This window comes from Streptomyces sp., assembly GCF_031178505.1.
GTDB classification, from domain to species: domain Bacteria; phylum Actinomycetota; class Actinomycetes; order Streptomycetales; family Streptomycetaceae; genus Streptomyces; species Streptomyces gulbargensis.
On the sequence record NZ_JAPSIW010000005.1, the window covers coordinates 13,077 to 33,575 of the forward strand.

Sequence of the window (20,499 nt, forward strand, 5' to 3'; positions counted from 1 at the left end):
ACCGAGGCGGTCGCCCCCCGGCTCGACGGCCATGCGGTCAGCGCCGATCTCGCGGGGCTGTACTCCACTACCCGGGCGTGCCTGGCCTCCCAGCGCGGACCGCGCGGCCATCCGCACCCGCGGCGGACAGGTGGACGGCGTCATTTCCCCACAGCCATCACGGGGCTCAGTACGGGTCGAAGGCGTTCGCCGACGCCCGCTGCCGCGCCGGAATCCGCCGGTCCATGGGAGCGGTCGGCACCTCCGCGGACAACGCCGCCGCGGAGTGGTTCCTCGCCTCACTCAAACGGGAGATCCTGCCCGGCCGGCACGGCTGGCCGACCGCAAGAGCCGTCCGGCTCGCCGTCTTCCGCTGGCTCGGCTTCGACAACCACCGGCGCGGGCACTCCACGATCGGCTACCTCGCACCGGTCGCCTTCGAACAGAGATCAATTACGCTGGCCATCACCGCATGACAACCGGTGTCCACGATCAAGGTGGAAGTCCCCCACCGGCCGCCACCCTTCCGCTGCACACACGCAGCGGGGGCGAGACACTGCTGGGGGTGCTCCACCTGCCAGCAGGACCCGGCCCGCACCCTGGGCGGCGGTCAGAGGTCACCATCGTATGGGCCGACCACGCCTACGACGGACCTTTGGTCACCTGGGCCTGCGCAGTCTTGTCACCCCGGCCGATCAAAGGGGCATCCTGCGCCGCCGGAACCAGTCCGGCCAGCTGCGCTTCGTCTACGGTCTCGGCCGGCGATCACGTCTGTCAACAGACGCTCGACCGGGAGCTGGCATAACCGCGGACCTGACCTGCTCACAGCCCCCAGCGCGCGCGGTGCCGGGCCGCGAATTCCTCCGCGTACTGCTGCGGGTACGAGCTCTGGGTGTCCGTAAGTTCGAGGACCTCGTCGTCGGCGACGTAGAAGAGACCACGTCCGATCCTGAACTGGCCGTCGGTGACCGGCGCGTAGACCTGCCATCCGCGGTCCACCCGGTCGGCCACGAGGCCAGCGGCCCGGTAGTCGGGGCTGTCCAGGTCGTGGGCGAGCATGTGACGCCGCACGATCATCCCGACGAGCAGCGCACTCACCCTGTGCGGGCGACCACGGCGATGAACCAGCTCACCGGGGTCACCGAATGCAACCTTGCAGCCCATCCGCGGCCGGACTGCAAGGTCGTCCTGCCCCGTCACGTCGCCGATGAGGCGAGTCGCGCCCTGGACGCGACCAGCCGTATCACGCCGTACCCGAACGGCTCTCCGGCATGGCGTGACTGCCTCACCCGCTTCCTGGAGCGCTACAGCATGGGCACCGTCGCACCGGTGTGTGAGCTCGGCGAACTGGCGTGACGTTCACCGCATCCTCGCCGGGACGGGCCCGTTAACAGACGGCGCGGACGCCACCCTCTGCCTCGGGGCCCCTGCGATAACCTTCGTCCTGCACCTGGCTGCCGACGGCACCGACCGGTACGTCGGCGCACTGCACACCCTCGACGGCGTTGTGGCCTCGCACACTCAGCAGCGCCTCGCCGCCGGCGCACGCACGCATCGATGCGGGCCGCCGGGCGACGTTCGCCGAGTACGACCTCTTCCGAGTCACTTCCCGGATGGCGGGTCGGCCACGCTCCACTGGAACCGAATGGGCTTCACCCTCCGCCAACAAGCTGCCTGGTCCCTTGCGGCGCGGGAGGCCGTCCTCGGCCAATATTCCGATCTGAGAACCGCGCCCCGCCGACGCTAACGCCCCTGGCGACCCGACCAGGACACAGGAGAGAGGGCATGCCATGACCACCCCTTCACAGCCCGGGCCGAGGTCAGGTCGTGCGCGCGGCCCGGCGTCGCGCGGGAGAACCACGAAGGGGTGCCGTCCGGACGTGCGACGACCTGGACGTTCATGACTATCCGTGGCCATGATGAGCATCGACTGAGACGAGGACCACGCCTTGCCGTGATGCATCCCACGCACGGCCCTCAGCGCTCACTGAGTCGGCTGCGGACGCCGCTGCTCGAAGCGGCGGGGACGTGCGGCTCGCCGAGCGCGCTGTGTCTTCGCCATGGCGGGGGCGGCAGCTCGTTGTCCAGCAAGCAGGCCACCCCCTGCCACGGTCGGTCTTTCACACGGCCTTGCCACGGTTGAGGCGGCTGGCAGGCCGTGTTTGCGTTTCCCCTGACGAAGCGATGCCCTAATCCCTGACCTTGAGGAAGCGCATCCGGGTTGCGCCGTTGCTGTCGGTGCCACCGGCCTCGGCGTTGGTGATCTTGCCGCCGGTGAGGACGAACATCAGGTGCAGGCGGACCGTCCGGGGGCCGGAGGCGAGCGTGTACTCGGTCATGATGTGTGTGGTCCCGCCTTGCTGCTCCTGCCTCTCTGCGTTGATCGCCGCGATCTGGGTGTAGCTCGTCAGGAGGGTGTTTGTGGTTTCGTCCCTGAGCCAGCCGACGATGTAGCCGCTGCCACCGGTGGCAGAGCCGAGCGCGTAGCGTACATCGCTGTCGATGTGGTAGACCCCGGCTTCCGGGAGCACGATGTCGGACTCGGGGATCGGCACGTCGTTACCGGCCCGGGCCAGGAGGTTGGCGTGCTGCCGCTCGGAGTTGAGGAACGCGCTCACCGGGGTGAGTCGGGCGCCGACCTTCCACCTTTCGGGGCAGCCGGGCGCCCCGGTGACGTCGATGTCCACCGACCGTTGGATGCTGATGTTACCGCCGGGAGCGATGCCCGTCAGGTCGATCCGCGGCACGAGCAGTCCACCGGTCGTGTTCCGTGCGGCATTGCACGGGGAGGGGTCCAGAGCAGGCGTGTCGGGCGCGTACAGACACCCGTCGCTCCCCCGGGTGAGGGCGTTGCCCCGGTCGGTGGAGACGCACGGAGGGCAGGCGGTGGCGCATCCGTCCTGGCAGGAGGGGACCGGAACGACCGGCGGGACCGGAGCGTAGGGGGTCGAGCCGTCGAGGGTGTCGGTCGTGCAGGTGACTGCGCCCTCACAGTTACGGCAGGTCGTACGGAAGAACAGCCTGCCGCAGCCCGGGGTGGATGCCTGGACGGTGAGGACGAAGCTGTCGACGGTCCACTGCTTGGGGCCGACGTGGCAGGTGTCGTCGTTGCCCGTTTCCAGGTTGAGCTCGACGACGACCTTTCCCGCGAGGACGTCCGCGAGAGGCACGGTGGTCGGTGGGATGACGCCGTTGCCGTCACCGCCCGCCGGCAGATCGGGTGGTCCCAGAAGATCGGTGCGGATCGGGGTCGTGCCGTTCCACAGGGCGAAGCGGCCGTAGAGCTGGCAGGCTGTGTTCCTGCCGTCGTTGTGGACATGGACCGAGGCGCCGATCGTGACGCTGGTGGGTTTGCCGCGCAGGGACGCGGGGTCGATGTGCACGACACCGGCAAGCCAGGTGTGCTGGCCGTTGTGCGTCCCGTCGTCGGCCGGGAACGTGCCCGTGCCGCTGTTCAGAATGGTCTGGGCAACGACAGGGTCCAGGGCGGCACGAGTGTTGGCGATGGTGTAGTACGGCGTCGGGTCGGTGCTGGTCGCAGTAGCTGTGACCCGGTACGCCGCGGAGTCGCGCAGCGGGGTCGTCTCGCAGTGCTCGCATGGCTTGGAGCCGGGACAGGCAACAGGGGAACAGGCCGGCCTGGAGGGCTGGCAGTCGCTGATAGCGGGGGGACAGGCTGGCTTGGGGGGCTGGCAGTCGCTGATGGTGATGGGAGACTGCCCGCAGCCGCATCCGTTCATGGGCCAACTCCTGGTGTGAGGTGGGGCGGTGGCGGTGAGGGGGTGTGCGCCTTGCCGTTGTGACGCGGTCGGGACAGGGGAAGGTGGTGTGCCGGCTCGTCGGCCCGGAACGGATGAAGGTTGAGCTGTGAAAGCCGTAATGAGGGATACCGGCGGATCTGAGCCGGCTGCGTAACCGAGGAGTAGGTCGAAAACCCTCTGGTGGGCTGCTGGCCCGGTCGTGGCTGACATGACGTCGATCGTCATCCAGCTAGGTGTTCCCGCAGCAGCCGGTCATGTCCGTGTGTGGGACAAGAAGGAGCCGTGCCGGCCCCTCGTCGTGATTCTGCTACTGCTACTGCTACCGGTGCTGGGCGAACTGCGTCGAACGCTCCGGGCATTGGGATACCCGACGATCAGTCACCTGTCATTTTTGTCGCTGTGCTTAATGTACTATCCCGTGATCTGTCAGGCGTTACACCGTTAGAGTGAATAATTTAAATGTCTAGTATGACAGTCGCACTTCACCGATCTGATTTGATGTCCATGCAGGGCCGACGGCCTGGGGAGTTGTGGATACGGGGTGGGACGAATGAGCGCACGAGGGTCCTCAACGGGCTGGCCTGACGCAGTAGCTGCTGCGATGCGCCCGCAGGCATGCCGATGAAGTTCGCGCCGTCGTTCGCGCCTACGTCTTCGAAAACCTCGGCGCTCACGATGGCATACTGATCGTCTATGAGACGGAGTTCCTGAAGAAGGGCTGGAGGCTTGGCGGGCGTGGAGCGGCAGTTAGCCTCTTCCAACCTCATCAGGCTGAGACGTGGTGGAGGACCAGGACGGCCTTCATGATGTCGGTGATCCGGTTGGTGCCACAGCGGGGGTTTCCGTAGCAGGCGCCAGCCCTTCAGGGTGCATGGCCGGGCGGCAGTCGACGACCACGGCCGTCCCGTCGTCGCGACGGGCGAACTAGTCCGGCGTGTGCGAGACCGCCCGCCCTTTCGCCGCTGACCAGAACAACCAGAACGGCTGCGAGGAGATGCCCACCACCGCCGGGTCGAAGTCCAGCAGCATGACGTGGTCGCGCTCCAACCAGGAGTCGTACCCGACATGCCCGACCGTCGTCGCCGACCACCACAAGCCCGGCAGGTTGTGCTCCCGGCGGTACGACGCGAAGGCGCGTACGGAAGGGGCGTGCTCGAACGGCACCGCCCGGACCTCCGGCAGGGGGGCGCCTCACACCCGATGGCCGTCAACGAGACGGTGATCGCACTGCTGCGCCCGAAGCCGAACATGGCCAGGGTCGCCGTCGACCCGCCGTATGTCCAGGCCGCCGCCGACGGACCGGACGGGATCGGAACGATCGCCTCGTACTGGACCGAGGTCCCTCTGCCCGCGACCGGCACGTGGAACACGCCGGGCAGGGGCGGCGCCCAGGCCGACCTTGTTCTGACAGCCCCGCAGGACCGGGCGCCGCTGCTGTTCACCGAGGTCGACAACTGCCACGAGACCGCGGAGCAGATCGCCGCCAAGCTGGAGAAGTACGGCCGCTTCTTCCGGCGGAAGGGGAAGGACACCGACGGCCGTGAGCGCCCGATGTGGCGCACCCGCTGGAGCGCTCCGGCCACCTGGGCCGCCGACGCGACGTCCCGCCCCTGCTGCTGGTGTTCAACCGGATCGGCGAGCGCAACCCCAACCGCACCTTCCCGTGCCTGATGGAGGTGACCCGTCACCTGTGGCAGGGGCAGCGGCGGAAGGGCTTCGACGTCTACGACGGATGTATCCCGATCATCGCGACCGGATTGAGGAACCTCAGCGAGCACGGCCCGACCGGGCCGGTGTTCCTCCCCTTTGGCCGCGACCGCATGGAGCCTCTGTGGGAGGCGGTCGGCAACCCCCGCCGTGAGGCCGCCGAAGCTCGCGCCCGGAAAGAGACCGCGCGTGCTCAAAAGGAGTACCAGGCAAAGGTGGAGCGCGCGACGCAGGAGCAGGCGGCGAAGCAGGCAGCCGAACGGGAGGCGCGCCGTCCCGTGTGCGCCGGCTGCGGGGCGAAGTTCACCGACGAATGGTGGAGGACGGCTCAGGCGACGGACCGGGGCACCCCGAAGGACTCCCACCCGCACCTGTGCGACGGCTGCCAACACAAGGCCGCCGCCCTCGCGAGCGCAGTCCCCACGTCCAGCAGGCAGGAGGAGTACCAGGAGCCGCTCCCTGGATGGGCGGAGCGTCGGGAGTTCATGTGCTACCCCCGTCGTCCGCGCTGCACCGAATGGAGAGCGGCGTGTACCGACGAGCGGTGGCAGGCGGTGGAGCGCACCGGCTGGGGCAGCCTTCTCATGGAGGTCCGCCCGACGCTGTGCAGGTACTGCGACCAGCCGTACGTCACCGACGTCCAGCAAGTCTGGGCGGACGAGCCCCGGCACGAAGGGCGGGGCCAGGCCGTGCCAGAACAGAAGGCCGGCGGCACCTGGCTCTCCCCGCTTCCGCGGCTCAAGTCCGGACGGAGACCACGGCCGGGCAGGTCCGTCCTGCCCGGCCGTGGCGGCTACTCCCAGGGTCGTGGTAGCGCGTGCCACAGGGCTCTGAGCCAGTCGGGCGGGTATTTGTCCACCAGCCGGTCGGTGATGGCACGGGCGGCATCCTGGCCTATCGCGGCGGTCAAACCGGCACCCACGGCGGGCTGCTGAGGGGTCAGGCGGCTGGACGGGCGCGGGAACGTTGTCCCGGGTCATGATGCTGCTCCCTTGAGCAGGGGGATCGAGGACAGCGGCCACCTGTGGTGGTGTCGTCCGCGTGAGGGTGGTGCGCGCCTCGCGGTCGGCGGTCCTGCTGCGGCTCTCTGCCTGAGAGCGTCCCTGTGGGGTTTCGGCCCGGCCCGGGGGGTGTTCCGCGTAGCGGCGATCGGCGCGGATGTTGCCCCGGGCGTCTGGCGGGTGAACATCGGTACTGCCTCCGGCGTGAGTTCGACAGGGCGGGCGGGACAGTGACAGGGCTCAGGTGCTTGCGTCTCGTCCTCCTTGGGCACGGCTTCTTCACTCCCTGGAGCCGGAAGCCGGGACCCGGACAGCAGCGGCCGGGAAGAAAGATCCCCGGGGCACGACGAAGGCCCGGACGCGGGTCCGGGCCTTGCTCTGTCGAAAGGGGTCTAGCGTGTCGATTGCCAGTAAGGGAGTCGGTGACCTTCCGTCTACTCGCGCTCCTGCCGGGAGCGGTTGGCGACCCAGTCCGGATCGCGTACGGGCGCCGTCGGCTCTGTGGTGGTGGCCGGGGCGCGCATGATGCGCCAGCTGGTGCGCGGCGCGGTGACGACGTGGACCAGGACGACGACGGCCTGCCGCCCTGCGCCGCCCTGGACCCACGCCCCGGTGGAGTGGCGGACCTGGTCGGCCGCCCAGTCGCCCGCACGCTGCCAGGGGCGCAGCTGTCCGAGCAGATAGCCGGTCGCGAGCGCGGCGGCCGCGCTGACGACGACGGTCATCATCAGGATGACCTGCCGGTCCTCCACTCGCGGACGGCCTGTCGCGGCCCGCGGTATGAGTGGAGCGAGCAACTCCCACTCCCGGTCGGTGAGTTCATGGCGGCGTATCGCCCCACCATGATCCACCAACTAGATGGTTTTTGAAGACGGACCCTAGTCGCGCGCCTGCAGCCCACCTTCGATGAGACAGATCAGCGTGACCGTCATCGGCCTTGCCCGGCCCGCGCCCAGCTTGGGAACGCCGAGCTCCCGGATAAGGCGGCCCGCCCGTTCTCGACGTCGCGGGGGGACGGCCTTGCCGAGCGCGAGCACGGCCAGGACGTCACTGGACGTCCCGCGTCCCACGTGCGTGTCCTCGCTATACAGCGCGCTTCGGAACAACCGGACGGAGTGGGCGGCCCTGCTCTTCCCGCATTTGAAGCGGTCTCCCGATGGCACAACCGTGACTCTGGTTTCAAGAGGGCGGTTCAGGTCGTTGTGATCAGATGTGGTCACTGTCTGCGGAACGGTCTCCTTCGCACACTTCTCCCGCATAGGCTCCTCAAGCGGACGGGTTGTTCCATATCCCCTGTCCGGTGTTTTAGCTGCTCAAGGGATGTTTCCTGTCAGGCTGGACGGCCATGTGCAACAGCCGGTGCGAGGGGAGCGCCCTACCGAACTGGAGGGGGAAATCCACATGCCTGACGTCGATCTCGGACTTGCGACCGACTGGGACGAGGGCGAGACCCACGGCCGCGTCAAGCTGGTGCCGAACCGGGCCTACCCCGGCTCACCGAAGAAGGACGTGGCGATCACCTCGCCGCACAGCGTCGAGATCGAGCTGAACTCGGACTTCTCCAGCTCGCAGGAAGCGGACAAGGTCTACTTCACCACGCACTACGGCAGCACGAAGAAGGTCATCGCCGTGCTCGATTCCAACGGCAACCTGAGCATCGCCGGGAAGCTCCTCACGGACCAGAAGAACCTGCAGTTCTAGTTTTCGTTCCGACGGCGCGCAACGGCCGGGCAGCACGGCGGTGATGCCGTGCAGTCCGGCCTGCTCGCGCTTGAGGGGTACGGCTTCGAGGAGCCGGCCCCGCCGACCCCCGTGCACGGGGGTCGGCGGACACGACGGAGTCACTCAGTTGAGAGCGGTCCGCTGGCTGCGCAGACCGAACGGGTTGGTCTCCATCCGCTCCAGGATGACCAGGTCTCGGACTGTCCGATCAGCGTGTACCGGCCGTGCGAGGCGGGCCTGCTGCCCGGCCCGTGCGTCCCCATCCCCTCCAGGCGGGCGCGGTGCTGCACCACGAACGCCTCCAGGCGCTCGATGTACCCCTCGCGTTTCTCGGCGACGTGCCGCGCTCAGAGCGACGTCCAGGAAGTCACCGCCGTCCGCGTTCTACGGCCGCCAGGATGTCCTTCGCCTCCAGCGGCGGCACCGAGACCGGGGCCGGGACGGGATCTTTTACCGGAGTCTCCTGCGGGGTGGGGGAGGCGGGTTGCTGGAGGTGGACGAGCAGCATGGCGCTGGAGGCGGCGCGCCCGTGCTGCATCCGGGCGCTGGTATCGGCGACGCGCAGAGGTAGAGGGCGACGTCGCGGACGCCGGTGAAGCAACCGTCCTTGAAACGCCCGCCAGAAGTGTCCGGGGCGGCTCTCGGAGCTCCAGGTGCAATCCCCGGCCACCACCCCGGCGTCCGAGGGACAGCGGGTGCAGGGGCCCAGTGTCTTAACGCCGTGGTACTCATCTCCCATGAACCAGTTCCGCGACTTCAACCTCAAGCTGCTCGTCATCGAGGAGCTCATGTACTGCCCCGAGCCGCTCCTCCCGGTCTACGACCTGCCCGCTCGGCTGGCCGAACAGGGGATCGGCGACCCCGCGTCCCATGTCCTGGAGAACAGCTTCCACACCGAGGTGCTGCCCGAGTCCCGGGCCCATTTCGAGGCCCTGGAGATCCCGGCGGAGCTGCTCGCCGACGTCGAAAAACTGTGCTTCGACGCCGGGGCGGAAGTCTTCCGGCACTGCGCTCCCGCCTGGGACGGCGAGGACGACCTGTTCGACGTTCGCTCGCTCGACGACCTCGCCCTGCTGCCCAACCTACAGGAGGTCACCTTCGTAGAGGACGGCGTTCTGGCCGTGCCGAACGCGGCCAAGATCTTCGCCGCGCGCGGCATCGACACCGAATGAGCCCTGTCACTTCGGCAGCGCTGAATGAATCTCGAAGCCCAGCCCAGCCCCGCTACTCCGCGGGAGCCTGACTTCGTCATGCTGCTGAAGATCGGTGCCTGGACACGAATGTGCAGAACCTGGTGGATCTGCGGGGCCCCGCCACGGCCTTGAAGTGAGCCGCGTGGCCGGACGCGCGTCGTGCGGTCGGGAAGGGCGCTATGCCATGCCTGTTACGACCACCGCGTCCCGATCGCGGACAACTGCTCCATCCGCTCTGGGGACAGTGTCGCGGTTCGGCTGCGCTGGTTCCCGATCCAGGCCCCAGTGGCCCGCTGCGTGGTCGAGGACCGCTGGCGGCTGCGGCGGGCCGCCGAACGCTTCCAGGTCTCACCCACCACGGCCAAGCGCTACCGGCAGTTCGGCGAAGCCGGGATGTCCGACCGTTCCTCCCGCCCGCCCACAAGCCCGCGCCGGACACCGACCCGCACCGAACGCCGGATCATCAAGGTCCGGGTCCTGCGCAGATGGGGACCGGCCCGCATCGCACACCTGCTCGGCCTGGTGCCCTCCACCGTTCACCGAGTACTGACCCGCTACCGGCCGGCCCGCTACGAACGCGAACGGCCCGGCGAACTCGTGCATGTGGACATCAAGAAACTCGGCAACATCCCCCGACGGCGGCGGACACAAAGCCCTGGGCCGCCAGGCGGGCCGCAAGACCCGCAACAACGCCGGCTACAGCTACATCCACACCGCCGTCGAGGACCACTCCCGCCGCGCCTACAGCGAGATCCACACCGACGAGAAGGAGAAGAGGGACACAGCGACCGGCTTCTGGCAGCGGGCCCACGCCTACTTCACCGACGCGGGCATCACCATCGAACGCGTCCTGACGGACAACGGCAGCTGCCATCGCTCCCGCACCTGGCGCGATGTCCTGGCAGCGGCCGGGATCACTCACAAGCGGACCCGGCCCTACCGGCCCCAGACCAACGGCAGGGTCGAACGCCTCAACCGCGCCCTGCTCGACGAATCGGCCTACACCCGCCCCTACCAGTCAGAGCAGGAACGACGCGACGCCTTCCCGCACTGGCTGCACACCTACAATCACCACCGTGGAGACATCCCGCTCGCAGGCAAACCACCCGCCAGTCGCGTCCCCAACCTCACAGGGCAATACAGCTAGCCCGCGCGGTCCTTGAGGAAGACGCCCACCCGGTACCCCTGGTTGACCAGACGCAGCATCGCTCTTACCAATGGTGCTCCCGCTGCTGACCGTTGTGGCTTGTTGTATTCGAACGAATACCTAGCGTGCTTGCCCGTGTGAATCAGGGGCAGTCCTTGAAGCGTTCCGAAGTCACATGGAAGGACGCTTGGTTACATGGCTCACCGCAAGGTGTATCTCGCCGTCGGCCGGACCCGCACCCGGATCTACCGCTTCGACCCCATCGACGGTGACACCCGTGTCGTCGAGAACGTGCGGCCCTACGAGGCCGGCTACACCGCCATGGGGGCGCAGTACCGCGGCGACGACACCGAGCCCCTGCTGCTGGCGGTGAGTCGCAACAAGCTCATCACCATCGACGTGGCGGCCGGCACTCTGAAGGAACACGTCATCGACGGGCTGCCCGACGGGCCCTGGTTCGACGGCGACATGGATCCCGACGGCAAGACTCTTTTCGCCGTCAGCAACCCCGGCACACCCAGCTACGCCATCGACGTGGCAGTCGGCAAGGCCACCCCCCGCAACGCACCGGGAGGCGGCCGGTGGGACGACTTCGCCTACCACCCCACGAACGGGCGACTGTACTCAGTGGAGGGCGACAACGGCGACCTGCTGCTCATCGACCCGAGCCGCCAGCCCATGAAGACCGTCCTCAAGCAGGGTGTCTTCCCGCCCGCGCAAGCCAGCACCGCGGCAGGCTCCCGCAAGGCATACTCGGCCACCTTCTTCGACCAGGACGGCAACTTCTACGCCGTCGACTCCGCCGGCAACGTCAACCACCTCGACCTGACCACGGAGACGATCCCCGACCACTCGCAGCGCATCGGACGGGGCAGGGTGCCCGTCGGCAACTTGGAGATCATGAACGGCGCCGGGAGCATCACCCCTCTGCCCGTCCCGCCCAGTTACGACGAGATCACCGTGACGAAGAAGTTCAACCGGACATGGGAGAACAGCGAGCCCCGGGGCCGGGTCTACAGCTTCGACCTCACGCTCACCGCCATTGGCAAGGACAGCGGCACGGCGGAGGACGTCAGGAAGTTCCGCATCTCCTTCGACCTGCCGACGGTCAAGGCCGCGAAAGCCGAAGCATCCGGCGTGGAGGTCATCGCCCAGGATGGCAAGGCATACCTGGACTCGGTGGGCGACCAGTTCCTCGCTGCCGGCACGTCCCGGCCCATCACCGTGCTGATCATCGTGCCGGGCGACCCGGCTCGCCTGCCCCAGGAATACCCCCTCGACGGCCTCAGGGCCACCCGTCTGCCCAGCCACTGACACGACACCAGAGACACCTCCCCACAAGGCGCGCACCCACTGCGCAGGGCGGCGCCTCACTCGCGCGCAGCCGCCCCCTCGCAGTGGCCGGCGGCCACCGAAGCGGCGTCAACACCACCGGATCCGTAAGCGCGGACACCAGATCACCCACGGGCTGCCGAGCGCATCGCGTCGCAGCCGGTGCAAGCTGCCCCACCATGTGCCCGAGCCGCCATCTGTGCCCGCACCTGCGTCACACCGCCCGGACGGAGTGCGCCGCCCCAGTACACCCACACCGGTATGTCAACCCCGAACACCCGCCTCTCCAGTCCAGCCCCAGCTCAGCGCGCTGTGTGTATGGGTGCCGCGCCGAGCCGCGGCACCCATACACACAGCGGCACACATACACACAAAGGAGGCCCCACTGATGAGCCTGACCGCCGCCCAGACGCCCGCCGGACAACCGGAATACGGCGATGCACAGTACCCCTTCCACATCACCAAAGAAGAAGAACGGCAGCTGCGTATCAGGGGTGCCGAGGCCGCCCCGTCCCTCGTGATCGGGCAGGCCACGTCCTTCGACGAGTACGCCCGCCAGCTGATGATCCCCCCGGCCGTCATGGACCTCGCGCGCAAGGCCGAGGACCTGCGCCTGTCGGCGTGGGAGATCGAGGCGATGCGCAAACACCTCGCCCCCGCCACCGCACCCGGCGAGAAGGTGGGACTGCTGCGCCAGATCATGGTGGAGAAGTACAACCACGACAAGACTCACCCGCCGTACATCCGCGTCGCCTGCACCGGCCGGGGCGACTACGACCACCTGGCCGCCGAACACGGGCACCTCCACCCCGACGACCACCCCAAGGGCGACATCGGCTCACCCGTAGTCCTGGAGATCTGGCCCGCCCAGCACTACTCGCCCATCCACTCCCACGGCCACACCACCGGCATCGTCTTCTGCCTCGCCGGCCAGCTCGACGTCATGGTCTACGAGCACCTCGACTGGGACGCACGCAAACTCGGCCTGCTGACCCTCACCCCCGGCCAGTGCGCCTGGCTGTCCAGGGACAACTACGCCGTGCACCGGGTGTACTGCCCGATGGACGGTGGCGGCGGCACCACCGGCCCAGGCTACATGAACGCCTCCGCCGACTTCGGCGCCAGCTTCCACGTCTACCTCAACCCGGAGCAGACCGCCGTCGAGGACCAGGACGGTGACAGCTACAGCCGTGACGCCTTCAACTACATCGACGAGGAGTCCAAGGAGCAGAGCCCCTTCGCCACCGAGTCCGACCTCTCTTGGGCCATCCTGCGCCGGGTCCTGGCCAACACCCCACTGACCTGAGTCCAGCGAGGACGCCACCCCCCTCTGGCGCGGCTTCGCGGACGGAGAGGATTCGGGACTGTAAACCGTTCGGTGTAACTCCCGATCATGGAGGATGCATCGACGGCCAGTGAGAACGTGGCCGAGCGGGATGCTGCCGAGTCCGCGGCGGTTGGGTCGGCGAAGACCGTGGATGACCAGCTGATCGACGAGCTGGTGAGCCGGGCCCGGGCCGAGGAAGTGCAGCTGAGCGGCGAGGGCGGTCTGTTGCAGCAGCTGACCAAGTTACTGCTGGAGTCCGCCCTGGAGGGCGAGATCACCGACCACTTCGGCTATGACAAGCACGATCCGGCGGGCAGGAATGACGGCAACTCCCGCAAGGGCACACGTTCCAAGACCGTGCTGACCGATGTCGGCCCGGTGGAGATCGTCGTGCCCCACGACCGCGACGGCTCCTTCGAGCCGAAGATCGTCAAGAAGCGGCAGAAGGGCCTGACAGGCGTCGAGGAGATGGTCATCTCGCTGGCCGCGAAGGGCCTGACCGCCGGCGAGGTGCAGGCCCACCGTTCGGTGATATATCCGGCGCGCTCGACTTCGCCTCCCTCACCGAAAAGATCATGAGAGGCGATGCGTAGGGGGCATCCACGGCGAAGGTCGGATACTGGTGCGAATCGGTACGGAAGCGGTGTGCGGCGCAGCGGCGGCAGCGGGTGCCGCCCCTGCCGTCCCAGCCGCGTCACCCGCGCGTCGAGGTCGGAGCACACCGCTCTCGGCTCCACCTCGAACACGCCGATGAGCGCGCACCGGTCGCTAGCAGTGGCGGCGAAGTGGTGGAGGCCGGTGTGCGTTCACCGCCACCCAAGTACGTGGCGAGTTCGTCTTCGGCGATTCCGCAACTTGAGGCGCCGAAGCAAGCCGTGACGGGAAAGCGACCGCGCAGGCGTGGGACCGGCTGCACCTGCGGCTGACCCCTCGGGCGGCTTGGCTGTCGGTCTTCTGCGGGACGGTGTAGTGGATTCCCCGTCGCAGGTACCCGAGGACGGGGCTGTTGCTGTGGCCTTGTCGGCCGCGAGGATGTCCGGTGCGTAGTCACCCCGGGCCGTGTCTAGGCACTCGAATCTTCTACGGGACCAACTTGCAGCGGGTTGCCGGCCGCCCGCCTGCCTCGGAGTGACGATCAAGGACGGTGGACTGCGGTGGCCGTCCGGGCTCAGGTAGTCGCTCGTTTCCCTGCGGCGAGGTCTGCGGTCGCGGGATGCTGGTGCGGCGAGGCTCGTGGAGGCGGCGGTCAAGAGCCGTCTGCCTGGCGGCCGCCCAGCCCCTGCGGCAGCGGGTTTCGCGCCGCAGAGCGATGGTGGTGGCTGTCGGCAGTCACCACCATCTGCACGTCACCTCCCCGATTCCCTTCCTGCCGTGTCCATTCGGGGGGTGTTCCGCGCGAGACACGCAGAGCGCCCTACGACCGGTGTGGACGACCAGGGCGCGAGGCAGCCGTCGCGGCGTGGCGGTGGCCGTTGCAGGCCGCAGGCCACGAAATGCGTACGATGATTCGTGCATTGGTTGACGCGTGTGCTTCCGGGGCAGCACCCTGACAGGTGCCGCGGGACCAGGAGGAGACGGCCATGGTGGATACGGCGAGCCCAGCAATGTGCATGCCCCTGGCTCATTCCGCTGCCCCCTGGACGTCCAAGGCCGCCGGCACGACGCCAGGGGAGCAAACGCGCAGGATCCTGTACGGCGAACTCGACATCGACTCCGTCACCCGCCTCCAGCCCGACCTCTTCCACGTCCTCCTGCACTCCGCAGCAGGCCTCGACCTGGACCTAGGCGCCGTCACCTTCAGCGACTGCTCCGGAGTCAACCTCCTGCTGCGCCTGCACCGGCAGGCCACACAGCAGGGCAAGACTCTCGTCATCAGCGCGATGAGCCCGGCGATGGAACGTATCCTCGACCTGACCGGCACCCGCATCCTGCTGGCTTCGCAGACGGCTGTGCCTCGTTCGGGCCGGCGTCCACCTGACCAGCCCTGGTCAGGTGAGGACCTCTCTCGACGGGCATAGCGAACACCTTGCTCCTGCACCGTCTCGCCCTGCGCTGGCGGGGTTGTACTGCTAGGGGGCGGGCTGGCCGTACTACCCGCCCGGGGGTTTGTGCACCGGGGAGGGGTGCCCGCCTTCCTTGGGATTGTGCTCGCAGCCACAGGAAGGAACAGGATCGAGGCCGCTCTGCACAAGGTCTCGTGCTGGTGGCGAAGCGTTCCGACGCGCCGAAGTCGTCCGGCGTCTCACCCGCCCGCACCTGGCAGCCCAGATCGCCAGCGACGTTCCGTGGCTTCCGGCACCCAGCCCGATACCGCACGTGCCCGCGACCTGGGACCTCGACCATCGCGCTCCACGACCACGGCGCCCGCATCAACAAGCTCTCTGAGGCCGAAGTCCACGCCCCCGAACACGCTCTGGTCGCGCCTTCCGCCGGCCCGACGAGGGGCCAGGAGATCCCCGCTCCGTCAACTCCAGGAGGCGGCGGCCCGGTGTGGCCGTGCAGGTGTACTCGTGCAGGAGCGGCATGTCGTTTCCCGGCTAGTCGGTGATCTTCACGTAGAAGGGGTCGCCGTCAAGAAAGCGATTCCGTGTGTACATCTTGTTGATCCGTTTCCCGCCTGCACCGTTGTCCCTGCCATCGATGAGGCGGACGGAGAAGCCGTTGTCGCCCTTGGTGGACCCTCCCTTGTGGAGGCGCAGGGGTACTCATCGCTTTCCAGGCCGCTGCCGGTGTAGTTGCCCCAGACCTTCTTGCACTCGCTGATGGACTTGGCCCGGTTCTCGTCCTGCTTGTCTTTGTCGACCAGTCGGTGCAGGGGCTTCTTCTCGCCGGGCACACTCTTGCCGACGAAGGAAGGGAAGGTCCGTTCAGGGCGCTTTTGGGCGTCATAGATCTGCAGGGCGCTCCCCTTGACTTCGGGATCCTTCCTGCTCATCGTCAGATGGAAGCGGGCCTCGGGTGAAGGCGGCGCCTTTGTGTTTGCCCGCTATCTGCCCGGCGTAGTCGAAGCGCGCGTTGGAGCGGTAGGCGCCGACTCCGTCGGGATAGGGGGTGGCGTGGGGGAGTCCACGCTCAGATCCATCGTGATCAGAGCGTCCACGCGCTGATCGTCTTTCGGGTCGAAGGCGCCCTTGTCGGGTGAGGTGTAGGTGAGCGTCCATTGTGGATCGCGGTCCCACACGCCCTGCAGTTCGTCCCGGCTGGTGGTCTGCGGTGTCTTCACCTTCGCGTCGGGGCCGCTGGTTCCGGCGTTGATGGTGTGCGAGTAGTGCTGGCCGACGCGCCACTTGGTGGCATCCTCAGACGGGATGGGGTGCACGCAAATGGAGCTGGACCGCAGGGGCGCTGAGCTGCTGTTCCAGGTGCTGACGGAGCGTGAGGAGAAGAACAGCGTCGCCATCGCCTCGAACGAAAGTTTCAGCGGCTGGACCAAAACGTTCACCGGCCCCCGGCTCTGCGCGGCCATCGTCGACCGGCTCACCTTCGGCGGCAACCTCATCCAAACCGGCGCCGAATCCTACCGCCTGGTGCCCTCACCCAGGCCCGGGCCGCCTCACGGGCAGCTACCGCAGGCTGACGTCATACGTGGCCCTTCTTGAACAGGTGCGGCCATCATCACGGCACCGAGGAAGGGATCCGGCCTCGGAGGCGAACCATGCCCACTTGGCCTGAACTCCCTGCTCTGGACGGCACAGATCGGCTGGGGAATTGCTTGGCCCGTGCTCGACGGAGAGATCATCATGTGGGAATGTCTGAGAACCGATCCACTGTGGCACCGACTGTGGTGCGGCTCGCCCAGTACACGAAGGCGGACCAGGAGGAGATCCTCGGCAACAGCGATGATCCCTTCGGTGTCGCCTGGACCGGTCTGACCTGGATGCCGAAAGAAAACCACTTCGGCATCCGGCACCACGGCCGCCTCGTGGCACATGCCGGCCTGCTGCGACTGCCTGTTGCGATCGGTGACGCCGAGACAGAGGTGGTGGGCGTCGGCGGGGTGGCCGTCTCACCCGGCATGCAAGGTCAGGGCCTCGCTCGCCTTGTCGTCACAGCTGCCCTGGAGCATGCCCGAACGATGGGTCCTCAACACGCACTCCTCTTCTGCCGGCCTCCCCTCGTGTCGCTCTACCAGCGCCTCGGATGGCACCCGCTCGATAAGGACGTACTCGTCGAACAACCCGGAGGCCGCCTCGTGACCATGCCGCTGCGGACCATGGTGACGCCCCTGTGCGACGATGCCCGGTGGTCATCAGGGCCGGTACGGCTGTTCTCACTCCCCATGTGACGGGCCCCTTCAGCAAGAGCCGCGCAGCGCGGCGACACAGGGCTCGCCCATCTCGCGCCGGTGTCAGTTCTCACCAACATTCTCCGGCTCTGCGATCGACAAGCGCTGCCCAGACTCGGGTTCTGGCTCGCCTTCCGTGACGTGGTCACGATTACTGACCAGTGGGTTCTTCGAGTGCCTGGAAGATCCGTTGCACTTCCTGATGCCACTGGTCGGCGTCGGTACTGTCCACCCACCCCGTCGCCATTTCTGATCCGGCCTGACGTACCCGGTCCAGTGCGAGCCTGGCCGACGCGCGGAGTGCCGCCGGTAGTTTGGGAAGCGGTTCCCTCGGGTCGTCCTTTGGATCCATCGCGATGGGGTTGTCCGGGATGGTGCTGGCGACGAGGGCACCAGCAGCAACGGCCTCGGTGCCGTCTCCGCCACCGACGCGTGCTCCTGAGCTGGTGACTCGTTGGAATGCCTGCTCAAGCACGTCGATGACCAGTTGGTGGGTGAGTTCCTCAAGTTCATCGACGAAGTCTGCGGCGAGGTCGCTGTCGACCGGGCCGGTTCCCCACGTTCCCATGCATGGCTCCTGGTATGGCTGTCTCGGATGGAGGCGGGATTCCAGGCGCCTCTGACATAGGTCATGGGGCGAGGAGGACTCGCTTGCAGTGCGAAGCCGGCACGTCCGAACATCTGGCGCTTGAGCATCTTGATCCGGTTGACGTGTCCTTCGACGACTCCGGAGTTCCAGGGCAAGGTGAGTCCGGCGATGACGGCGTCGCGGTCTCGGTCGATGCCTTCCGCGAGAGTGTGGAGGCTGGGCAGGTCGTCCTGGCGGACGGCGTCGAGCCATTGCGGGAGTCGTTCGCCCTGGCACTCGGTGAGCATCCGGGCGAAGGACCGGACGTGATCGATCAGGGCGTCGAGTTCGGGGCAGTCGGCCAGGACGGCCTTGAGCTGGAGCTGTCCGATCTCGGTGAGGGATTCCGGGCGGCTGAGGATCCACCCGGTCACCACGCCGGGTGCCGGCGGCTGTGCGGTGACCGGAGAGGTGCGCTTCTTCCTGATGTAGGCGCTGACAATGCCGTAACTGCCCCGGTAGCCGAGCGGAGTGATCTCCTCCCACAGTTTCCAGGCGTTGGCGCAGCCCTCGTCCCAGCGCTCGTCCAGGTAGGGCTTGTACTCGTCCAGGGCGGAGGTCCGGTTGTGCTGCCACTGCCCGCGGAAGAGGTCTTCCGGCCTGGCCGTGTCGGCGAGGCTCTTGACGGTGCGATGGGTGATGTGGAGCCGACGCCCGATGGAGCGGTGGCTGTGGCCGGCTTCCAGCAGGGCGTGGACGGTGGCGTGTCCGGCCCGGATGCGTTTGGCGAACGGGCCTTGACCCCTGACCTTGGACACACGAGACACTGGAGCCTGGGTTTTGAGAACGGACATCTCGTGGTCATGAAGAACTGTCCGCCGCAGTTCCAGGCGGACGCGGTCGCGCTGTACCAGTCGCGGCCGGAGGCGACGATCCGGCAGGTTGCCGCCGATCTGGGAATCAACCCCGAGACCTTGCGCAACTGGGTCCGGGCGGCTGGCGTGAGCCGGCTGCGGGGACGCCGGGCGGAGGTGCCCACCGAGCCGCCGACGCCGTTGGAGGCGGAGAACGCCGCTCTGCGCATGAAGGTCCGTGAGCTGGAGGAAGAACGCGAGATCCTGCGCAAGGCGGCCGAGTATCTCGCCGGGGAGACACGCTGGTGAACCGCTTCCAGTTCGTCGCCGACCACCAGCGCCGCTACGGCGTGAAGCGGCTGTGCGCCGTCCTGGGCATCGCTCGTTCCAGCTTCTACTGCTGGCGTCGGACCGCGGAGGACCGGGCCGCCCGCCAGGCCGCCGACATCCGTCTCGCCACCCGGATACGGGCCGTGCACCACGAATCGAGTGGCACCTACGGCGTCCCCAGGATCACCGCCGAACTCCGAGAGAGGGGCGAGCGCATCAACCACAAGCGGATCGTCCGGGTGATGCGGAGCATCGGCCTGGCAAGGCGTGCGGCTGCGGCGCAGGCACCGCACCACGACCGCGGACCCGGCCGCAGCGAAGGCCCCGGACCTGATCGGCCGCGCTTCACCGCAAGTGAGCCGAACACGAAGTACGTAGGCGATATCGCCTATCTCCCGCTGAAGCGCGGCAGGTTCCTCTACCTGGCCACCGTGATCGACCTCGCCTCGCGCCGTCTGACCGACTGGGCGATCGCGGATCACATGCGCACCGATCTCGTCACCGACGCCCTGGCCGCCGCCGAACGCACCCGCGGCAGCCTCACCGGGGCGGTCATGCACACCGACCACGGGGCCCAGTACACCAGCCGGGCCTTCGCCGCTGCCTGACGTCAGGTCGGCATCCGCCAGTCGATGAGCGCGATCGGCTCCAGTGCGGACAACGCACTCGCCGAGTCCTTCAACGCGACCTTCACACGCGAGACGCTCCAGGGCCGCAAGCACTGGTCCAGCGAGCGCGATGCCCCCCTCGAAACCTTCGGCTGGCTGCACCGCTACAACACCTGACGCCGTCACTCCTGCCTCGGACAACGCAGTCCTATCGCCCACGAAGCAGCGCCCCGGACAACACCAACTACGCTGACCCCAGCCGCATAACCCGCGTCCAAGACCCGGGTCAAGGCCCTTCGCCGTGTTGTGAAGTCCTACACGCAGTACGGCCGGTTACCCCGGGGCCGGTTCGAGCTGCCGGGCGAGGCGGTGGAGTTCGTCGCCCGGCAGGTACGGGTGCCCGCGTCCGAGCTGGACGGGTATGAGTGGAGCGGGCTGATGCACGCCAACACCAAGCTCCTCCAGGACATCCTCGCCGAGAAGAAATGGCAGAAGAAGCTCACCGACGCCGACCGGCGGCCCTGCCCTCGCTGTTCTGGACGCACGTGAATCCGTACGGCCGGTTCGAACTGAACATAAATTCCCACTTGGACCTCGTCGCCGCCGTGGCGGCTTCGGCGTCCGGCCCGCGCAGTGGCGAGCCGGCCACAGCCCCGGCCCGACGAGCAGCCGGACGGCGCCGAAG

At 67.7% G+C, this 20,499-nt stretch carries 22 protein-coding genes and 6 pseudogenes; 17 read left to right on the forward strand and 11 right to left on the reverse strand.

The features are described from left to right. The first annotated feature begins 77 nt into the window (after positions 1 to 77). Positions 78 to 455 (forward strand): integrase core domain-containing protein, encoded by a 378-nt coding sequence (locus RIF68_RS01265; protein ID WP_375165658.1) that lies wholly within the window; start codon positions 78 to 80, stop codon positions 453 to 455. A gap of 346 nt (positions 456 to 801) precedes the next feature. On the opposite strand, the gene RIF68_RS01270 is transcribed toward RIF68_RS01265, so the two are convergent. Then, complete coding sequence (locus RIF68_RS01270) at positions 802 to 1,077, reverse strand: hypothetical protein (RefSeq protein WP_309049231.1); 276 nt, start codon at positions 1,075 to 1,077, stop codon at positions 802 to 804. Between RIF68_RS01270 and RIF68_RS01275 the strand changes: the two genes are divergently transcribed. After that, entirely contained in the window at positions 1,039 to 1,335 is a 297-nt protein-coding gene (locus RIF68_RS01275; protein ID WP_309049229.1) for a lantibiotic dehydratase, read from the forward strand. The two genes, RIF68_RS01270 and RIF68_RS01275, sit on opposite strands and share 39 nt — an antisense overlap. Positions 1,336 to 1,711: 376 nt before the next feature. Here RIF68_RS01275 and RIF68_RS36375 read toward each other — a convergent pair. The 3 genes and pseudogenes from RIF68_RS36375 to RIF68_RS01290 all read right to left on the reverse strand — a co-directional run. Beyond that, positions 1,712 to 1,881, reverse strand: a pseudogene (locus tag RIF68_RS36375) (IS5/IS1182 family transposase); the annotation flags it as partial. A gap of 287 nt (positions 1,882 to 2,168) precedes the next feature. Further along, entirely contained in the window at positions 2,169 to 3,719 is a 1,551-nt protein-coding gene (locus tag RIF68_RS01285) for a hypothetical protein (protein WP_076681886.1), read from the reverse strand. 945 nt (positions 3,720 to 4,664) lie between these two features. Further along, complete coding sequence (locus tag RIF68_RS01290) at positions 4,665 to 4,904, reverse strand: TnsA-like heteromeric transposase endonuclease subunit (RefSeq protein ID WP_309049220.1); 240 nt, start codon at positions 4,902 to 4,904, stop codon at positions 4,665 to 4,667. Positions 4,905 to 4,940: 36 nt separating this feature from the next. Here RIF68_RS01290 and RIF68_RS01295 point away from each other — a divergent pair, with 36 nt between their 5' ends. Continuing rightward, positions 4,941 to 5,411, forward strand: a complete 471-nt coding sequence (locus RIF68_RS01295) for a replication-relaxation family protein (protein ID WP_205576567.1) — start codon at positions 4,941 to 4,943, stop codon at positions 5,409 to 5,411. After that, positions 5,294 to 6,382: a hypothetical protein gene (locus tag RIF68_RS01300; RefSeq protein WP_162933514.1), complete on the forward strand. Its 1,089-nt coding sequence runs from the start codon at positions 5,294 to 5,296 to the stop codon at positions 6,380 to 6,382. Before RIF68_RS01295 ends, RIF68_RS01300 begins: the two co-directional genes overlap by 118 nt. Positions 6,383 to 6,882: 500 nt before the next feature. Here the strand turns inward: RIF68_RS01300 and RIF68_RS01305 are convergent, their stop codons facing one another. After that, on the reverse strand, positions 6,883 to 7,200 hold the full coding sequence (locus RIF68_RS01305; RefSeq protein WP_309049221.1) for a hypothetical protein: 318 nt from the start codon (positions 7,198 to 7,200) through the stop codon (positions 6,883 to 6,885). Positions 7,201 to 7,849: 649 nt separating this feature from the next. Between RIF68_RS01305 and RIF68_RS01310 the strand changes: the two genes are divergently transcribed. Next, positions 7,850 to 8,149, forward strand: coding sequence for a DUF6342 family protein (locus RIF68_RS01310; RefSeq protein WP_076681865.1), 300 nt, complete (start codon positions 7,850 to 7,852; stop codon positions 8,147 to 8,149). Positions 8,150 to 8,537: 388 nt separating this feature from the next. Here RIF68_RS01310 and RIF68_RS01315 read toward each other — a convergent pair whose 3' ends face one another. Next, entirely contained in the window at positions 8,538 to 8,708 is a 171-nt protein-coding gene (locus RIF68_RS01315) for a hypothetical protein (protein ID WP_162933530.1), read from the reverse strand. Positions 8,709 to 8,907: 199 nt separating this feature from the next. On the opposite strand from RIF68_RS01315, the gene RIF68_RS01320 reads away from it, so the two are divergent. Beyond that, positions 8,908 to 9,342, forward strand: a complete 435-nt coding sequence (locus tag RIF68_RS01320; RefSeq protein ID WP_076681863.1) for a DUF6892 domain-containing protein — start codon at positions 8,908 to 8,910, stop codon at positions 9,340 to 9,342. A gap of 212 nt (positions 9,343 to 9,554) precedes the next feature. Here the strand turns inward: RIF68_RS01320 and RIF68_RS36380 are convergent. Next, positions 9,555 to 9,647: pseudogene (locus RIF68_RS36380) on the reverse strand (helicase associated domain-containing protein); the annotation flags it as partial. Between RIF68_RS36380 and RIF68_RS01325 the strand changes: the two are divergent. The 5 genes and pseudogenes from RIF68_RS01325 (at position 9,622) to RIF68_RS01345 (ending at position 15,187) form a co-directional block, all read left to right on the forward strand. After that, positions 9,622 to 10,510, forward strand: a pseudogene (locus RIF68_RS01325) (IS481 family transposase). The pseudogenes RIF68_RS36380 and RIF68_RS01325 sit on opposite strands and share 26 nt — an antisense overlap. Before the next feature lie 195 nt (positions 10,511 to 10,705). Then, positions 10,706 to 11,824: a YncE family protein gene (locus RIF68_RS01330; RefSeq protein WP_076681860.1), complete on the forward strand. Its 1,119-nt coding sequence runs from the start codon at positions 10,706 to 10,708 to the stop codon at positions 11,822 to 11,824. Positions 11,825 to 12,230: 406 nt separating this feature from the next. Beyond that, positions 12,231 to 13,148, forward strand: a complete 918-nt coding sequence (locus RIF68_RS01335; protein WP_309049222.1) for a hypothetical protein — start codon at positions 12,231 to 12,233, stop codon at positions 13,146 to 13,148. Positions 13,149 to 13,235: 87 nt separating this feature from the next. Further along, positions 13,236 to 13,712 (forward strand): annotated as a pseudogene (locus RIF68_RS01340) (transposase); the annotation flags it as partial. Positions 13,713 to 14,779: 1,067 nt separating this feature from the next. Continuing rightward, entirely contained in the window at positions 14,780 to 15,187 is a 408-nt protein-coding gene (locus tag RIF68_RS01345) for an STAS domain-containing protein (protein ID WP_162933529.1), read from the forward strand. A 533-nt stretch (positions 15,188 to 15,720) separates the two neighbouring features. On the opposite strand, the gene RIF68_RS01350 is transcribed toward RIF68_RS01345, so the two are convergent. Beyond that, positions 15,721 to 16,104, reverse strand: a complete 384-nt coding sequence (locus tag RIF68_RS01350; protein ID WP_309049223.1) for a hypothetical protein — start codon at positions 16,102 to 16,104, stop codon at positions 15,721 to 15,723. A 51-nt stretch (positions 16,105 to 16,155) separates the two neighbouring features. Further along, positions 16,156 to 16,488 carry a hypothetical protein gene (locus tag RIF68_RS01355; protein WP_237283273.1) on the reverse strand — a complete coding sequence of 111 codons (333 nt, stop codon included), beginning with the start codon at positions 16,486 to 16,488 and terminating at the stop codon, positions 16,156 to 16,158. Positions 16,489 to 16,492: 4 nt separating this feature from the next. Here RIF68_RS01355 and RIF68_RS01360 point away from each other — a divergent pair. Both RIF68_RS01360 and RIF68_RS01365 read left to right on the forward strand, forming a co-directional pair. Beyond that, positions 16,493 to 16,768 (forward strand): annotated as a pseudogene (locus RIF68_RS01360) (ATP-binding protein); the annotation flags it as partial. Positions 16,769 to 16,917: 149 nt separating this feature from the next. Further along, a complete protein-coding gene (locus tag RIF68_RS01365) occupies positions 16,918 to 17,454 on the forward strand; it encodes a GNAT family N-acetyltransferase (protein ID WP_076681847.1) in 537 nt (178 codons plus the stop codon). Between the two features lie 151 nt (positions 17,455 to 17,605). Here RIF68_RS01365 and RIF68_RS01370 read toward each other — a convergent pair whose 3' ends face one another. Together RIF68_RS01370 and RIF68_RS01375 are read right to left on the reverse strand one after the other, a co-directional pair. Next, complete coding sequence (locus RIF68_RS01370) at positions 17,606 to 18,022, reverse strand: DUF4259 domain-containing protein (protein ID WP_076681844.1); 417 nt, start codon at positions 18,020 to 18,022, stop codon at positions 17,606 to 17,608. 164 nt (positions 18,023 to 18,186) lie between these two features. Beyond that, positions 18,187 to 18,876 (reverse strand): annotated as a pseudogene (locus RIF68_RS01375) (ISL3 family transposase); the annotation flags it as partial. Positions 18,877 to 18,885: 9 nt separating this feature from the next. On the opposite strand from RIF68_RS01375, the gene RIF68_RS01380 reads away from it, so the two are divergent. From RIF68_RS01380 to RIF68_RS01395, 4 genes are all read left to right on the forward strand, one after another. Next, entirely contained in the window at positions 18,886 to 19,185 is a 300-nt protein-coding gene (locus tag RIF68_RS01380; RefSeq protein ID WP_309049230.1) for a transposase, read from the forward strand. Next, entirely contained in the window at positions 19,182 to 19,814 is a 633-nt protein-coding gene (locus RIF68_RS01385) for an IS3 family transposase (RefSeq protein ID WP_309049224.1), read from the forward strand. The genes RIF68_RS01380 and RIF68_RS01385 overlap by 4 nt, the downstream gene beginning before the upstream one ends. A 24-nt stretch (positions 19,815 to 19,838) precedes the next feature. Beyond that, positions 19,839 to 19,991, forward strand: a complete 153-nt coding sequence (locus tag RIF68_RS01390; RefSeq protein ID WP_309049225.1) for an integrase core domain-containing protein — start codon at positions 19,839 to 19,841, stop codon at positions 19,989 to 19,991. A 129-nt stretch (positions 19,992 to 20,120) separates the two neighbouring features. Then, a complete protein-coding gene (locus RIF68_RS01395; protein WP_076681839.1) occupies positions 20,121 to 20,363 on the forward strand; it encodes a hypothetical protein in 243 nt (80 codons plus the stop codon). Positions 20,364 to 20,499: the final 136 nt, after the last annotated feature.

Bases quoted from the DNA above. Each gene is read 5' to 3' on its own strand.
- RIF68_RS01335 (WP_309049222.1), top strand. From the start codon at position 12,231: ATGAGCCTGACCGCCGCCCAGACGCCCGCCGGACAACCGGAATACGGC.
- RIF68_RS01320 (WP_076681863.1), top strand. From the start codon at position 8,908: ATGAACCAGTTCCGCGACTTCAACCTCAAGCTGCTCGTCATCGAGGAG.
- RIF68_RS01390 (WP_309049225.1), top strand. From the start codon at position 19,839: ATGAGCGCGATCGGCTCCAGTGCGGACAACGCACTCGCCGAGTCCTTC.
- RIF68_RS01350 (WP_309049223.1), bottom strand. From the start codon at position 16,104: ATGAGCAGGAAGGATCCCGAAGTCAAGGGGAGCGCCCTGCAGATCTAT.
- RIF68_RS01345 (WP_162933529.1), top strand. From the start codon at position 14,780: ATGCCCCTGGCTCATTCCGCTGCCCCCTGGACGTCCAAGGCCGCCGGC.
- RIF68_RS01365 (WP_076681847.1), top strand. From the start codon at position 16,918: ATGTCTGAGAACCGATCCACTGTGGCACCGACTGTGGTGCGGCTCGCC.
- RIF68_RS01285 (WP_076681886.1), bottom strand. From the start codon at position 3,719: ATGAACGGATGCGGCTGCGGGCAGTCTCCCATCACCATCAGCGACTGC.
- RIF68_RS01315 (WP_162933530.1), bottom strand. From the start codon at position 8,708: ATGCAGCACGGGCGCGCCGCCTCCAGCGCCATGCTGCTCGTCCACCTC.
- RIF68_RS01370 (WP_076681844.1), bottom strand. From the start codon at position 18,022: ATGGGAACGTGGGGAACCGGCCCGGTCGACAGCGACCTCGCCGCAGAC.
- RIF68_RS01295 (WP_205576567.1), top strand. From the start codon at position 4,941: ATGGCCGTCAACGAGACGGTGATCGCACTGCTGCGCCCGAAGCCGAAC.
- RIF68_RS01310 (WP_076681865.1), top strand. From the start codon at position 7,850: ATGCCTGACGTCGATCTCGGACTTGCGACCGACTGGGACGAGGGCGAG.
- RIF68_RS01380 (WP_309049230.1), top strand. From the start codon at position 18,886: ATGAAGAACTGTCCGCCGCAGTTCCAGGCGGACGCGGTCGCGCTGTAC.
- RIF68_RS01330 (WP_076681860.1), top strand. From the start codon at position 10,706: ATGGCTCACCGCAAGGTGTATCTCGCCGTCGGCCGGACCCGCACCCGG.